The 13,019-nt window shown below is 67.7% G+C and carries 15 protein-coding genes and 1 tRNA gene; 14 read left to right on the top strand and 2 right to left on the bottom strand.

Annotation, left to right across the window (positions count from 1 at the left end; genetic code table 11):
- Positions 1–124 precede the first annotated feature (124 nt).
- A complete protein-coding gene (locus ASD69_RS06835) occupies positions 125–652 on the bottom strand; it encodes a DNA-deoxyinosine glycosylase (protein ID WP_056175442.1) in 528 nt (175 codons plus the stop codon).
- Positions 649–1,455, bottom strand: a complete 807-nt coding sequence (locus ASD69_RS06830; protein ID WP_056175439.1) for an SDR family oxidoreductase — start codon at positions 1,453–1,455, stop codon at positions 649–651. The genes ASD69_RS06835 and ASD69_RS06830 overlap by 4 nt, the downstream gene beginning before the upstream one ends.
- Before the next feature lie 102 nt (positions 1,456–1,557).
- On the opposite strand from ASD69_RS06830, the gene tpiA reads away from it, so the two are divergent.
- The 14 genes from tpiA (at position 1,558) to nuoK (ending at position 13,019) form a co-directional block, all read left to right on the top strand.
- Positions 1,558–2,307 carry a triose-phosphate isomerase gene (gene tpiA / locus ASD69_RS06825; RefSeq protein WP_056175437.1) on the top strand — a complete coding sequence of 250 codons (750 nt, stop codon included), beginning with the start codon at positions 1,558–1,560 and terminating at the stop codon, positions 2,305–2,307.
- 58 nt (positions 2,308–2,365) lie between these two features.
- Complete coding sequence (gene secG, locus ASD69_RS06820; RefSeq protein WP_056175434.1) at positions 2,366–2,863, top strand: preprotein translocase subunit SecG; 498 nt, start codon at positions 2,366–2,368, stop codon at positions 2,861–2,863.
- Between the two features lie 127 nt (positions 2,864–2,990).
- A tRNA-Leu gene (locus ASD69_RS06815) sits at positions 2,991–3,075 on the top strand.
- Between the two features lie 146 nt (positions 3,076–3,221).
- A complete protein-coding gene (locus ASD69_RS06810; protein WP_056175431.1) occupies positions 3,222–3,578 on the top strand; it encodes an NADH-quinone oxidoreductase subunit A in 357 nt (118 codons plus the stop codon).
- On the top strand, positions 3,569–4,153 hold the full coding sequence (locus tag ASD69_RS06805) for an NADH-quinone oxidoreductase subunit B (protein WP_055899751.1): 585 nt from the start codon (positions 3,569–3,571) through the stop codon (positions 4,151–4,153). Before ASD69_RS06810 ends, ASD69_RS06805 begins: the two co-directional genes overlap by 10 nt.
- Position 4,154: 1 nt before the next feature.
- On the top strand, positions 4,155–4,883 hold the full coding sequence (locus ASD69_RS06800; protein WP_056175428.1) for an NADH-quinone oxidoreductase subunit C: 729 nt from the start codon (positions 4,155–4,157) through the stop codon (positions 4,881–4,883).
- Positions 4,880–6,181 carry an NADH-quinone oxidoreductase subunit D gene (locus ASD69_RS06795; protein WP_056175425.1) on the top strand — a complete coding sequence of 434 codons (1,302 nt, stop codon included), beginning with the start codon at positions 4,880–4,882 and terminating at the stop codon, positions 6,179–6,181. The genes ASD69_RS06800 and ASD69_RS06795 overlap by 4 nt, the downstream gene beginning before the upstream one ends.
- A gap of 151 nt (positions 6,182–6,332) precedes the next feature.
- Positions 6,333–6,860, top strand: a complete 528-nt coding sequence (nuoE, locus tag ASD69_RS06790) for an NADH-quinone oxidoreductase subunit NuoE (RefSeq protein WP_056175422.1) — start codon at positions 6,333–6,335, stop codon at positions 6,858–6,860.
- Between the two features lie 11 nt (positions 6,861–6,871).
- On the top strand, positions 6,872–8,239 hold the full coding sequence (gene nuoF / locus ASD69_RS06785) for an NADH-quinone oxidoreductase subunit NuoF (protein ID WP_056175419.1): 1,368 nt from the start codon (positions 6,872–6,874) through the stop codon (positions 8,237–8,239).
- Positions 8,236–10,467, top strand: a complete 2,232-nt coding sequence (gene nuoG, locus ASD69_RS06780) for an NADH-quinone oxidoreductase subunit NuoG (protein ID WP_056175417.1) — start codon at positions 8,236–8,238, stop codon at positions 10,465–10,467. The genes nuoF and nuoG overlap by 4 nt, the downstream gene beginning before the upstream one ends.
- A gap of 3 nt (positions 10,468–10,470) precedes the next feature.
- A complete protein-coding gene (nuoH, locus tag ASD69_RS06775; protein ID WP_056175415.1) occupies positions 10,471–11,547 on the top strand; it encodes an NADH-quinone oxidoreductase subunit NuoH in 1,077 nt (358 codons plus the stop codon).
- 15 nt (positions 11,548–11,562) lie between these two features.
- Positions 11,563–12,051, top strand: a complete 489-nt coding sequence (gene nuoI / locus ASD69_RS06770; protein WP_056175410.1) for an NADH-quinone oxidoreductase subunit NuoI — start codon at positions 11,563–11,565, stop codon at positions 12,049–12,051.
- Between the two features lie 9 nt (positions 12,052–12,060).
- Entirely contained in the window at positions 12,061–12,696 is a 636-nt protein-coding gene (locus tag ASD69_RS06765; RefSeq protein WP_056175407.1) for an NADH-quinone oxidoreductase subunit J, read from the top strand.
- A 26-nt stretch (positions 12,697–12,722) separates the two neighbouring features.
- On the top strand, positions 12,723–13,019 hold the full coding sequence (gene nuoK, locus ASD69_RS06760) for an NADH-quinone oxidoreductase subunit NuoK (protein ID WP_148649187.1): 297 nt from the start codon (positions 12,723–12,725) through the stop codon (positions 13,017–13,019).

The following is a 13,019-nucleotide window of genomic DNA, read 5'->3' as shown; positions in this document are numbered from 1 at the left end:
GGGCCCGCGCAGCATCAAGCCGCGCCGCCGCTCCCATTTCGCGCGCCCTATCCGGCGCTACGCGCCACCTACTCAGCCCTTCCTACGCTCGTCGCCAGCGGGATTAGGGCCTCGCGACACGATGTCAGGCGGGGGTCAGGGCAATGCCCGCGTCGGACAAGGCCTCCCGCCAAGCCGCCAGCTTCACTTCCGGCCGCTGCCCCGCATTCGCCGGACTCGTCGAAGGCAACCGCCGCAGCATCGGCAGCGGCGCGGCCAGCCCCGGCAGCACCAGGCGTCGAAAGCTCGTTTCCGCCTGTGCCCCGTTGAACAGCACCGTCGCCACCCGCGGATGCGCGGCGAAGAAGCCCGCGAAGTCGTTGGCCTGCGGCGCCCGGATCGCCGTGTCCAGGCTGCCGACGCGCTCGCAGCTGGCCAGTACGTCCCACAGCGCGATCCCCGCGTCGAGCAGCCGCTGCAGGCGCTGCTCGTAGGGCAGGGCAGGCGTGGCGCCGACCAGCGCGCCCATGATCGGCCAGAACCGATTCTGCGGATGCGCGTAATAGCGCGTGGCCGCCAGCGAGGCCTCGCCGGGCATGCTGCCCAGCACCAGCACGCGCGCGTCGGCGGTCGCCACCGGCGCGAAGCTGCTGAGCCTTGCGCCGCCGCTCATTCGGCGTCGCGGAAATCGCTGGCCCGGCGCGCGACCAGAGCGGTGGCGACGCGGTCGGGCAGGTACTTGGCCAGGCCGGCGACGATCTTGTTGGCGGTGCCGGTGATGCAGCGCGCGTCGCCGCGCTCGACCGCGTCCACGCCCAGGCGCGCGACCGTGTCGGCGTCCAGCCACAGCCATTTCGGCAGGCGCGAGATGCGCTCGCGCATGCCGTTGACGTCGTGGAACTCGGTATAGGTGAAGCCCGGGCATAGTGCGGTCACATGCACGCCGCGCGGCCGGCTTTCCAGCGCCAGCGATTGGCTGAAGCGAATCACGAAGCTCTTGGCCGCGCCATACAGGGTGTGCCCGGCCGAGGGCGGCGCCAGCCCGGCCAGCGAGGCGATGTTGAGGATGCGGCCGTGGCCGCGCTGCTCCATCTCGGGCAGGTAGCGGTGGCTGAGTTCGGCGACCGCGGTCACCATCACCTGCAGGAAGTCGGCATGGACCTTCCAGTCGTCGGCCAGGTAGCGCCCGGGCACGCCGTAGCCGGCGTTGTTGACCAGATGGCCGATCGCCAGGCCGCGGCGGCGGGTTTCGGCCTGCAGCCGCGCGGGCGCAGCCGGGTCGGCGAGGTCGGCGGCGATCACCTCCACCGCGACGCGGTCGCGCAGCTCGGCGGCCAGGGCCTGCAGGCGGTCCTCGCGGCGCGCGGTCAGCACCAGCGGTACGCCGCGGCGCGCGTACTCGCGGGCGAGGGCGGCGCCGATGCCGGCCGAGGCGCCCGTGATCAGGGCGTAGGGGGTGTTTGCGTTTTCGGGCATGGAGGCCTTCGTTGCCGGTCGTGTCGGGGTTCCTCGCCGCGCGCGGTCCGTGCGCGGGCGGGGCTGCGGTAAACTTGCGTCCTTTCGTACCACGGAGTGGCCATGCGCCGCAGGATCGTCGCCGGAAACTGGAAGCTGCATGGCAGCCGCGAGTTCGCCTTCGGGTTGCTGGATCAGGTCGCCGCGCAGGCGCCGGCCGGGGTCGAGCGCATCATCCTGCCGCCGCTGCCCTACCTGGGCGAGCTGATCGAGCACTACCTCGGCCGCGGTCTGGACTTCGGCGCGCAGGACGTGAGCAGCAACGAGAAGGGCGCCTACACCGGCGAAGTCTCGGCGGCGATGCTCAAGGACGTGGGCGCGGGCTATGGCCTGGTCGGCCATTCCGAGCGCCGCCAGTACCACGCCGAGAGCAGCGAGCTGGTCGCGCGCAAGTTCGCCGCCGCCAAGGCCGCCGGCCTGGTGCCGATCCTGTGCGTGGGCGAGACCCTGAGCGAGCGCGAGGACGGCCAGACCGAGTACCGCCTGCAGGAGCAGCTGAGCCCGGTGCTGGAACTGCTGGGCGTGGCGGCGCTGGAGGGCGCGATCCTGGCCTACGAGCCGGTCTGGGCCATCGGCACAGGCAAGACCGCCAGCCCGGAGCAGGCGCAGGCCGTGCACGCATTCATTCGTAGCGAAATCGCCGGACACGATGCTAGAATTGCTGGCTCGCTACCCATTCTGTACGGCGGTAGCGTGAAGGCCGACAACGCCGCCGCGCTGTTTTCCCAGCCGGACGTCGACGGCGGCCTGATCGGTGGGGCCTCCCTGGTCGCCGCCGATTTCAACGCCATCGCAGCCGCGGCGGCACCCTGACGAACTTTCGGGCCCGCCCGGCGGTCGTCACAACGTAGCCAAAGAAAAGAATTCGACGATGCTGTTGTTCCTCAACGTCATCTATGTGTTGATCGCGATCGCCATGGTCGCGCTGATCCTGATGCAACGCGGCGCAGGCGCGCAGGCGGGCTCGGGCTTCGGCGGCGGCGCTTCGGCGACCGTGTTCGGCGCCCGCGGTTCCTCCAACTTCCTGTCCAAGGCCACCAAGTGGCTGGCCATCGCGTTCTTCGCGATCAGCCTGTTCATGGCCTGGCAGGCCTCGCGCGGCGCCGCTGGCGGCGCTGCTCCGGCCTCGCAGGACGTCGGCTTGGCCGCGGACATCGCCAACACCCCGGCCAAGCCCGCTACCCCGGCCCCCGGCAGCACGGTTCCGAGCGCTCCGGCGCAGACGGCTCCGGCGGCTCCGGCTTCGACCGTGCCCAGCGCGCCGGCGACCACCGCGCCGCAGGCGCCGGCCGCCAGCGGGACCACGGTCCCGGCCGCTCCGGCCCCGCAGCAGGCCCCGCCGCAGTCGCAACCGGCTTCGGGCGGCTGACAAAGCGCGGTAATATAGAGCTTGTGATTCAAGCGGCCCGGAACGGACGACCGGGGCGCGGTCAGCGATGACCGAACGGCTTCGCGCGGTACTGACGGAGTCAGGGCCAGGATGGCCAGGTTTGATTGCCCAGATGGCGGAATTGGTAGACGCACTACCTTGAGGTGGTAGCGACGTAAGTCGTGGGGGTTCGAGTCCCCCTTTGGGCACCACACCGAATCAGCTACACCACGCACCAACTACCCGAGGTGCGGCACGCACGGCGGGCCGCGCCACTGGCCTGATCGGCATTCCGAACAGGACCATACCGCCGAGCCAAGGCTGCGGAAACGCGGCCAAGTAGCCGAGAGAACACCGAGTGCTGGCCGAATACCTGCCGACCCTGCTGTTCCTGATCGTCGCCAGCGTCATTGGCGTCGCCCTGTTGGTGGTAGGCAACACGCTCGGGCCCAAGCGCCCGACTGTGGAGAAGCTATCTCCCTACGAATGCGGCTTCGAGGCCTTCGAGGCCGCGCGCATGCAATTCGACGTGCGCTACTACCTCATCGCCATCCAGTTCATCATTTTCGATCTGGAAATCATCTTCATCGTGCCCTGGGCCACCGTGTTCCGCGAACTCGGTCCGATCGGCCTGATCGAGATGGGCATCTTCGCCAGCATGCTCCTGCTCGGCTTCGTCTACGTCTGGAAGAAGGGAGCGCTCGAATGGGAGTGATCCAAACCGTCAGCGACACCGTCTCGGGTCTGATGCACAACCCGATCCCGGAAGGCCGCCTCGACGACATCCTGCGACCGGAAGGCGAGAACCCGCTGTTGCAGCAGGGTTTCGTCACCACCAATCTGGACACGCTCTGGAACTGGGCGCGCACCGGCTCGATGTGGCCGATGACCTTCGGCCTGGCCTGCTGCGCGGTCGAAATGATGCACGCCGGCGCCTCGCGCCTGGACCTGGACCGCTACGGCGTGGTGTTCCGCCCGTCGCCGCGCCAGTCCGACGTGATGATCGTGGCCGGCACCCTGGTCAACAAGATGGCCCCGGCGCTGCGCAAGGTCTACGACCAGATGCCCGACCCCAAGTGGGTGATCTCGATGGGCAGCTGCGCCAACGGCGGCGGCTACTACCACTATTCCTACGCGGTGGTGCGCGGTTGCGACCGCGTGGTGCCGGTCGACGTGTACGTGCCGGGCTGCCCGCCGACCGCCGAAGCGCTGGTCTACGGCATCCTGCAGCTGCAGCGCAAGATCCGCCGCGGCACCAACTTCGGCGAGCACAAGCAGGGCATGCGCTGACATGACCGAAACCGTGAACGCTTTCGCCGATCGCCTGCGCGCCCGTTTCCCGGGCGCCGCCGTCGTGGTCGCCCAGCCGCGCGGCGAAGTGACGCTGGAAACCAGCGCCGCCGATTGGCTGGACGCCGCGCGCGCGCTGCGCGACGAGTTCGGCTTCGAACAATGCGTCGACGTCAGCGGCGTCGACTACCTCAGCTACGGCAGCGACGAGTGGGACACCGACGTGTCCTCGGAAGGCTTCTCGCGCGGCGTGGAAGGCAAGAGCGCCGGTCGTTTCGTCTGGGGCGAGTCGCCCAACGGCGTGCCGACCCTGCCTGCGCGCCGCTATGCCGCGGTCGCGCATCTGCTGTCGTACCAGCACAACCGCCGCCTGCGCCTGCGCGCGTTCGCCGACAACGACGATCTGCCGACCGTGGCCTCGCTGACCTCGATCTGGCCGGGCGTGAACTGGTTCGAACGCGAAGCCTTCGACCTGTTCGGCATCATCTTCGAAGGCCACCCGGACCTGCGCCGCATCCTCACCGACTACGGTTTCGTCGGTCATCCGTTCCGCAAGGACTTCCCGCTGATCGGTAACGTCGAAGTGCGTTACGACCCCGACAAGCGCCGCGTGGTCTACGAACCGGTGTCGATCGAGCCGCGCGTCGGCGTGCCGCGCGTGATCCGCGACGACGCCCGCTACCAGACCGCCGTCGGCGAAGCCGCGCAGCGCTCGGAGGTGAAGAAGTGAGCGCTCAACTGCCGGGCAAGGCCAGCGCGACCTCGGGCCTGAACAACGCCGAGATCCGCAACTACACCCTGAACTTCGGTCCCCAGCATCCGGCCGCGCACGGCGTGCTGCGCCTGATCCTGGAAATGGACGGCGAGGTCGTGCAGCGCGCCGACCCGCATATCGGTCTGCTCCACCGCGGCACCGAGAAGCTGGCCGAGTCCAAGCCCTTCAACCAGTCGATCGGCTACATGGATCGCCTGGACTACGTGTCGATGATGTGCAACGAGCACGCTTACGTGCGCGCGATCGAGACCCTGCTGGGGATCGAGGCGCCCGAGCGCGCGCAGTACATCCGCACCATGTTCGACGAGATCACCCGCATCCTGAACCACCTGATGTGGGTGGGTTCGAACGCGCTCGACCTGGGCGCGATGGCGGTGTTCCTGTACGCGTTCCGCGAGCGCGAAGAGCTGATGGACTGCTACGAAGCGGTCAGCGGCGCGCGCATGCACGCGGCCTATTACCGTCCGGGCGGCGTCTACCGCGACCTGCCGGACCGCATGCCCAAGTACCGCGAATCGCCGTGGAAGAAGGGCGGCAGCCTCAAGCGCTTCAACGAATGGCGCGAAGGCTCGCTGCTGGACTACCTCGACGCGTTCACCGACGACTTCCCCAAGCGCGTCGACGAGTACGAGACCCTGCTCACCGACAACCGCATCTGGAAGCAGCGCACCGTCGGCGTGGGCGTGGTCTCGCCGGAACAGGCGCTGGCCTTGGGCATGACCGGGCCGATGATCCGCGGTTCCGGCATCGCCTGGGACCTGCGCAAGAAGCAGCCCTACGCCAAGTACGCGGAGGTCGATTTCGACATCCCGGTCGGCGTGAACGGCGACTGCTACGACCGCTACCTGGTCCGGATCGCGGAAATGCGCGAGTCCAACCGCATCATCAAGCAGTGCGTGAAGTGGCTGAAGGCCAACCCGGGCCCCGTCATCGTCGACAACTTCAAGGTCGCGCCGCCCAAGCGCGAGGAAATGAAGGACGACATGGAAGCCCTGATCCACCACTTCAAGCTGTTCTCCGAAGGCTATTGCGTGCCCGCCGGCGAAACCTACGCCGCGGTCGAGGCGCCCAAGGGCGAGTTCGGCTGCTACCTGGTCTCCGACGGCGCCAACAAGCCGTTCCGCTGCAAGCTGCGTGCGCCGGGTTTCGCGCACCTGTCTTCGATGGACGAGATCGTGAAGGGTCACATGCTGGCCGACGTGGTGGCCATGATCGGCACCTACGACGTCGTGTTCGGCGAGATCGACCGATGAATTCGGGAATCGGGAATCGGGAATGGGGAATCGGCGAAGCTCTGGCTGCCGGAATCGGCGCCGGGCATAACCGGATGGCTTGCCTCGTTCCCCTGTCTTTCCGCTTCTCGCGATTCCCCATTCCCTATTCCCGATTCCCGGCTTCACCCCTATGAAAGCGACTGGCAATTTCGAAACCGCGCAGCATGTCGATCCGATGGCGGCGCTGTCGGACAAGACGCGCGCGCATATCGATCACTGGCTGAGCAAGTTTCCGCCGGATCGCAAGCGTTCGGCCGTGCTGCAGGGCCTGCACGCCGCGCAGGAGCAGAACGGCGGCTGGCTGACCGACGAGCTGATCGCCGCGGTCGCCAAGTACCTGGGCCTGCCGCCGGTGTGGGCTTACGAGGTCGCGAGCTTCTATTCGATGTTCGAGACCGAGAAGGTCGGCCGCCACAATGTCGCCTTCTGCACCAACATCAGCTGCTGGCTCAACGGCGCCGAGGACCTGGTCCGTCACGCCGAGAAGAGGCTGGGCTGCAAGCTCGGCGAGTCCACCGCCGACGGCCGCATCTTCCTCAAGCGCGAGGAAGAGTGCCTGGCCGCGTGCTGCGGCGCGCCGGTGGTCGTCGTCAACGGTCATTACCGCGAGAAGCTCGACACCGCCAAGGTGGACGAGATTCTCGACGGTTTGAAGTGAGGCAGGGCCAGATGGCGCATCACGATCACCACGACTATTCCCAGGGCTACGGTCCGGTCGGCCCGGCGCCGCAAGAGCACCAGGTCGTCTACACGACCCTGCACTTCGACACCCCCTGGTCGTACGAGAACTACCTCAAGACCGGCGGCTACGCGGCGCTGCGCAAGATCCTGAGCGAGAAGATGGATCCGGCCGCGGTGGTCGACATGGTCAAGGGTTCGGGCCTGCGCGGCCGCGGCGGCGCGGGCTTCCCGACCGGTCTGAAGTGGAGCTTCATGCCCAAGGGCAGCGGCACCCAGAAATACATCCTGTGCAACTCGGACGAATCCGAGCCGGGCACCGCCAAGGACCGCGACATCCTGCGCTACAACCCGCATGCGGTGGTGGAGGGCATGGCGATCGCCTGCTACGCCACCGGTTCCACCGTGGCCTACAACTACCTGCGCGGCGAATTCCATCACGAGCCGTTCGAGCATTTCGAGCAGGCGCTGAAGGAAGCCTACGAGCACGGCTGGCTGGGCAAGAACGTGCTGGGCAGCGGCATCGACATCGACATCTACGGCGCGCTCGGCGCCGGCGCCTACATCTGCGGCGAAGAAACCGCGCTGATGGAGTCGCTGGAGGGCAAGAAGGGCCAGCCGCGCTACAAGCCGCCGTTCCCGGCCAATTTCGGCCTGTTCGGCAAGCCGACCACGATCAACAACACCGAGACCTACGCCTCGGTGCCGGCGATCATCCGCAACGGCGCCGAGTGGTTCCTCAACCTCGGCAAGCCCAACAACGGCGGTCCCAAGATCTTTTCGGTGTCCGGCCACGTCGCCAACCCGGGCAACTTCGAAATCCGTCTGGGCACGCCGTTCGCCGAGCTGCTGGAGATGGCCGGAGGCATGCGCGACGGCCGCAAGCTCAAGGCGGTGATTCCGGGCGGTTCCTCGATGCCGGTGTTGCCGGGCGAGACCATGATGGGTCTGACCATGGATTACGACGCGATCCAGAAGGCCGGTTCCGGCCTGGGGTCCGGCGCCGTGATCGTGATGGACGAGACCACCTGCATGGTCCGCGCCTGCCAGCGCATCGCGCGTTTCTATTTCAAGGAAAGCTGCGGCCAGTGCACGCCTTGCCGCGAAGGCACCGGCTGGATGTACCGCATGCTGACCCGCATCGTCGAGAAGCAGGCCACGCTGGAAGACCTGCAGATGCTGCGCGCCGCCGCCGGCCAGATCGAAGGCCACACCATCTGCGCGTTCGGCGAAGCCGCGGCGTGGCCGGTGCAGGGCTTCCTGCGCCACTACTGGAACGAGTTCGAGTACGCGATCGTGAACAAGCGCTTCCTCGTCGACGACCAAGCCGCGGGCACGGTCGAGAAGGTGGCCGCATGAGCGCTCAACCCGTAAATCCGAACCTGCCGCCGGACCACGTCACCGTCTTCATCGACGGCGTCGAGATGGCCGCGCCCAAGGGTTCGATGATCATCCAGGCCGCCGACAAGGCCGGTATTCCGATTCCGCGTTTCTGCTACCACGACAAGCTCAGCATCGCGGCCAACTGCCGCATGTGCCTGGTCGAAGTCGAGAAGATGCCCAAGCCCGCGCCGGCCTGCGCCACGCCGGTGATGGACGGCATGAAGGTGGTTACGCGCAGCGAGAAGGCGCTGAAGTCGCAGCGCAACGTGATGGAGTTCCTGCTGGTCAATCACCCGCTGGACTGCCCGATCTGCGATCAGGGCGGCGAATGCGAGTTGCAGGACCTGTCGATGGGCTACGGCCGCTCGGTCAGCCGTTTCGCCGAGCGCAAGCGCGTGGTGCCCGACGAAGACATGGGCCCGCTGGTCGCCACCGAGATGACCCGCTGCATCCAGTGCACGCGCTGCGTGCGCTTCACCGCGGAAGTCGCCGGTACTTACGAGCTCGGCGGCATGTACCGCGGCGAGAACCTGCAGATCGGCACCTACGACGGCAAGCCGCTGACCACCGAGCTGTCCGGCAACGTGATCGACGTCTGTCCGGTCGGCGCGCTGACCAACAAGGTGTTCCAGTTCCAGGCCCGTCCCTGGGAGCTGACCGCGCGCGAGTCGCTGGGCTACCACGACGCCCTGGGCAGCAACCTGTTCCTGCACGTGCGCCGCGGCGACGTGCTGCGCAGCGTCCCGCGCGACAACGAAGCCGTCAACGAGTGCTGGCTGTCGGACCGCGACCGTTATTCGCACCAGGGGCTGTACGCCGAAGACCGCGCCACCGCGCCGATGGTCAAGGACGGCGGCGAATGGCGTGAGACGACGTGGGAAGACGCGATCTCGCGCGCCGCCAAGATCCTGCGCGACAACGGCGCCGACGCGCTGGGCGTGCTCGCCCATCCGGCGACCTCGAACGAAGAGGGCGCGCTGCTGGCGCGCCTGGCCGGGGCCTTGGGCACCGGCAACCTCGACCACCGTATCGCTCAACACGACTTGTCCGACGCCGCCGTCGCCGAAGCCTTCGCGATGCCGGTCGCCGATTTGTCGCAGGCCGACGTGATCGTGATCGTGGGCAGCAACCTGCGCCACGAACTGCCGCTCGCGCACCAGCGCGTGCGCAAGGCCTGGACCCGCGGCGCCAAGGTGCACGCGGTCAATCCGGTCGATTTCGACTTCACCTTCGACCTGGCTGGCAAGCACATCGTCGCGCCGTCGCAGCTGGCCGCGACGCTCGCCGATGCCGGCCTGCGCGAGGCCGCCAAGGCCGGCACCCGTTGCGCGATCGTGCTCGGCGCGCTGGCCGAGAACGGCCCGCATGCGGCCGCGATCCGCGCCGCGGCGGCCGATTTCGCCGCCGCCACCGGCGCCGCGCTGTGCCGCATCCCGCAGGGCGCCAATGCGCTGGGCCTGAGCCGCCACGGCGTGCTGCCTAGCGCGCGCGACGCCCAGGGCATGCTCGCCGACGCGCGCGGCGCCTACCTGATCTACGGCATCGAGCCGGGTCTGGATTTCGCCGACACCGCCACCGCGTTGAAAGCCTTGGGCCAGGCCCAGGTCGTGGCCTTCAGCCATTACGCCTGCCGCTCGACCCGCGCCGTCGCCGACGTGATCCTGCCGATCGGCTTGCTGCCCGAGATCGACGCCACCCTGACCAACCTCGATGGTCGCGACCAGAGCGCGAGCGCCGGCGGCAAGCTGCCGGGCGAGGCGCGCGCGGGTTGGCGCGTGCTGCGCGCACTGGGCGGCGAGCTCGGCGCGGCCGGTTTCGACTTCACCGACCTGGCCGGTCTGCGCGCCGGCATCCAACCGGTCTCGGTCAAGCCGGCTGCCGGCAAGGCCGCGAACACGGCGGGCGAGGGCTTCGAGGTAGCGGCCAGCATCGCGATCTACCGCAGCGACGCCACCGTGCGCCGCGCGGCCGCGCTGCAGTCGCACCCGCTCAACCTCGAACCGCGCGCCGTGTTGCATCCGCTCGACGCGCAGGCCGCCGGTCTGGCCGACGGCACGGTCGGCAAGTTCACCGCCGCCGCCGGCACCGCGACCCTGCCGGTCGCGACCAGCGACAAGGTTGCGCGCGGCACGGTCTGGATCGAAAGCGGCCACGGCGCCACCGCGCCGCTCGGCGCCGGTCGCGTCCAGGCGGGGAGGGCATAAGCCATGACGGACGGTATGTTCACTAGCCAACTGGTCGACCCGACCCGCGAATGGTTCCTGTCGTTCGGCAACGCCGGCGCGGTGGCCTGGATCGTGCTGAAGATCCTGCTGATCGCGATGCCGGTGATCATCACGGTCGCGTTCTACGTGGTCTGGGAACGCAAGCTGATCGGCTGGATGCACGTGCGCCGCGGTCCGATGTACGTCGGCATGGGCATCCTTCAGGCCTTCGCCGACGTGTTCAAGCTGCTGTTCAAGGAAGTGATCCAGCCGGCCCGCGCCGAGCCCTTCCTGTACAAGCTCGCGCCGCTGCTGACCCTGGCGCCCGCATTCGCGGCCTGGGCGGTGGTGCCGTTCGACACCCAGTTGGTGTTGTCCAACGCCAACGCCGGCCTGCTGTACCTGCTGGCGATGACCTCGCTGGGCGTGTACGGCATCATCCTGGCCGGCTGGGCCTCGAACTCGAAGTACGCCTTCCTCGGCGCGATGCGCGCCGCGGCCCAGGTGGTGTCCTACGAGATCGCGATGGGCTTCGCCATGGTCGGCGTGATGGTCGGCGCCGGCAGCCTCAACCTCACCGAGATCGTGATGGCGCAGTCCGGCAACGCCGGCGCGCTGGAATGGTTCGTGGTGCCGATGCTGCCGCTGTTCGTGGTGTATTTCATCTCCGGCGTGGCCGAGACCAACCGCGCGCCGTTCGACGTGGTCGAAGGCGAGTCGGAAATCGTCGCCGGCCACATGGTCGAGTATTCGGGTTCGGCGTTCGCGCTGTTCTTCCTGGCCGAATACGCGAACATGATCCTGATCAGCTTCCTGACCTCGATCTTCTTCCTCGGCGGCTGGCTGAGCCCGTTCCAGGGCCTGGGCATTCCGTTCCTCTCGGTCGATGGCTGGTGGTGGCTGTTCGCGAAGGTCTTCTTCTTCGCCAGCTGCTTCATCTGGTTCCGCGCTTCGTTCCCGCGCTACCGCTACGACCAAATCATGCGTCTGGGCTGGAAGGTGTTCATTCCGCTCACGATCGCCTGGATCTGCGTGGTCGCCGTCATGGCGTACTACAAAGTGTTCCTGCCGGGCGTGTAAGGACAGGCTCAAGACATGAATCGCATCGTTTCCTACTTCAAGAGCCTGCTCCTGATCGAGCTCGCGCAGGGCCTTGGGCTGACGCTCAAGTACCTGTTCAAGCCCAAGTACACGCTGATGTACCCGATGGAGAAGACGCCGCAATCGCCGCGCTTCCGCGGCGTGCACGCGCTGCGCCGCTACCCCAACGGGGAAGAGCGCTGCATCGCCTGCAAGCTGTGCGAGGCCGTGTGCCCGGCGCTGGCGATCACCATCGACTCGACCAAGCGCGAGGACGGCACCCGCCGCACCACGCGTTACGACATCGACCTGTTCAAGTGCATCTTCTGCGGATTCTGCGAGGAGTCCTGCCCGGTCGACTCCATCGTCGAGACCCACATCCACGAATACCACTTCGACCAGCGCGGACAGAACATCGTCACCAAACAGCAGCTGCTGGCGATCGGCGACCGTCTCGAGCCCGAGATCGCCGAGCGCCGCGCCGCCGACGCCGCCTTCCGCTGAGTGCCTGATATGGATCTCGCCCAGATCGCTTTCTATGTCTTCGCCTTCGCGGCCACCGCAGCCGCGGTGGCGGTGATCAGCGTCAAGAACCCGGTGCACGCCGCGCTCAGCTTGGTGCTGACCTTCTTCTCGGTCGCCTGCGTGTGGATCATCGCCGGCGCCGAGTTCCTCGGCGTGGCCCTGATCCTGGTCTACGTCGGCGCGGTGATGGTGCTGTTCCTGTTCGTGGTGATGATGCTCGACATCGACGTCGCGCCCCTGCGCGAAGGTTATGTGCGCTATCTGCCGGTCGGCCTGCTGGTCGCGGTGGTGATGCTGGTCGAGATGCTGACCCTGATCGGGGTCAAGGCCAATGTCGCCACGCCGCTGACCGCCGATCCGTCCGGCGGCGAGAACACCAAGTGGCTGGCGCGCGCGCTGTTCACCGATTTCCTTCTGCCGTTCGAGGTCGCCGCGGTGATCCTGACCGTGGCGGTGATCGCCGCGGTGATGCTGACCCTGCGCCGCCGTCCGGGCGCCAAGCACCAGAACCCGTCGGAGCAGGCGCGCGTGCGCGCCAGCGACCGTCTGCGCATGGTCAAGATGGACGCGGTCAAGCCGCTGCCGCCCGAGCCCGAAGCGCCCGTCGAGGAGGCCAAGCCGTGAGCGAATTCTTCGGAGCCGGTCTGGCCCTGGGCCACTATCTCGCGCTGGGCGCGGTGCTGTTCTGCATCAGCGTCGCCGGCATCTTCCTCAACCGCAAGAACGTGATCGTGCTGCTGATGTCGATCGAGCTGATGCTGCTCGCCGTCAACATCAACTTCGTCGCGTTCTCGCGCCAGCTGGCCGACCCGGCCGGTCAGGTGTTCGTGTTCTTCATCCTGACCGTCGCCGCCGCCGAGGCCGCCATCGGCCTGGCGATCCTGGTCACGCTGTTCCGCAACCGGCGCACGATCAACGTCGCTGAAATCGACACGATGAAGGGCTGA

Source organism: Lysobacter sp. Root604 (genome assembly GCF_001427505.1).
Lineage (GTDB): Bacteria > Pseudomonadota > Gammaproteobacteria > Xanthomonadales > Xanthomonadaceae > Lysobacter.
The sequence above is the reverse complement of the archived record's forward strand: the minus strand, read 5'-3'. Positions and strand labels throughout refer to the sequence as shown.

Coding starts and splice junctions, on each gene's coding strand:
- nuoI (WP_056175410.1), top strand. CDS start 11,563: ATGAATCGCATCGTTTCCTACTTCAAGAGCCTGCTCCTGATCGAGCTC.
- tpiA (WP_056175437.1), top strand. CDS start 1,558: ATGCGCCGCAGGATCGTCGCCGGAAACTGGAAGCTGCATGGCAGCCGC.
- ASD69_RS06805 (WP_055899751.1), top strand. CDS start 3,569: ATGGGAGTGATCCAAACCGTCAGCGACACCGTCTCGGGTCTGATGCAC.
- ASD69_RS06830 (WP_056175439.1), bottom strand. CDS start 1,455: ATGCCCGAAAACGCAAACACCCCCTACGCCCTGATCACGGGCGCCTCG.
- nuoF (WP_056175419.1), top strand. CDS start 6,872: ATGGCGCATCACGATCACCACGACTATTCCCAGGGCTACGGTCCGGTC.
- nuoH (WP_056175415.1), top strand. CDS start 10,471: ATGACGGACGGTATGTTCACTAGCCAACTGGTCGACCCGACCCGCGAA.
- secG (WP_056175434.1), top strand. CDS start 2,366: ATGCTGTTGTTCCTCAACGTCATCTATGTGTTGATCGCGATCGCCATG.
- ASD69_RS06800 (WP_056175428.1), top strand. CDS start 4,155: ATGACCGAAACCGTGAACGCTTTCGCCGATCGCCTGCGCGCCCGTTTC.
- ASD69_RS06835 (WP_056175442.1), bottom strand. CDS start 652: ATGAGCGGCGGCGCAAGGCTCAGCAGCTTCGCGCCGGTGGCGACCGCC.
- nuoE (WP_056175422.1), top strand. CDS start 6,333: ATGAAAGCGACTGGCAATTTCGAAACCGCGCAGCATGTCGATCCGATG.
- nuoG (WP_056175417.1), top strand. CDS start 8,236: ATGAGCGCTCAACCCGTAAATCCGAACCTGCCGCCGGACCACGTCACC.
- ASD69_RS06765 (WP_056175407.1), top strand. CDS start 12,061: ATGGATCTCGCCCAGATCGCTTTCTATGTCTTCGCCTTCGCGGCCACC.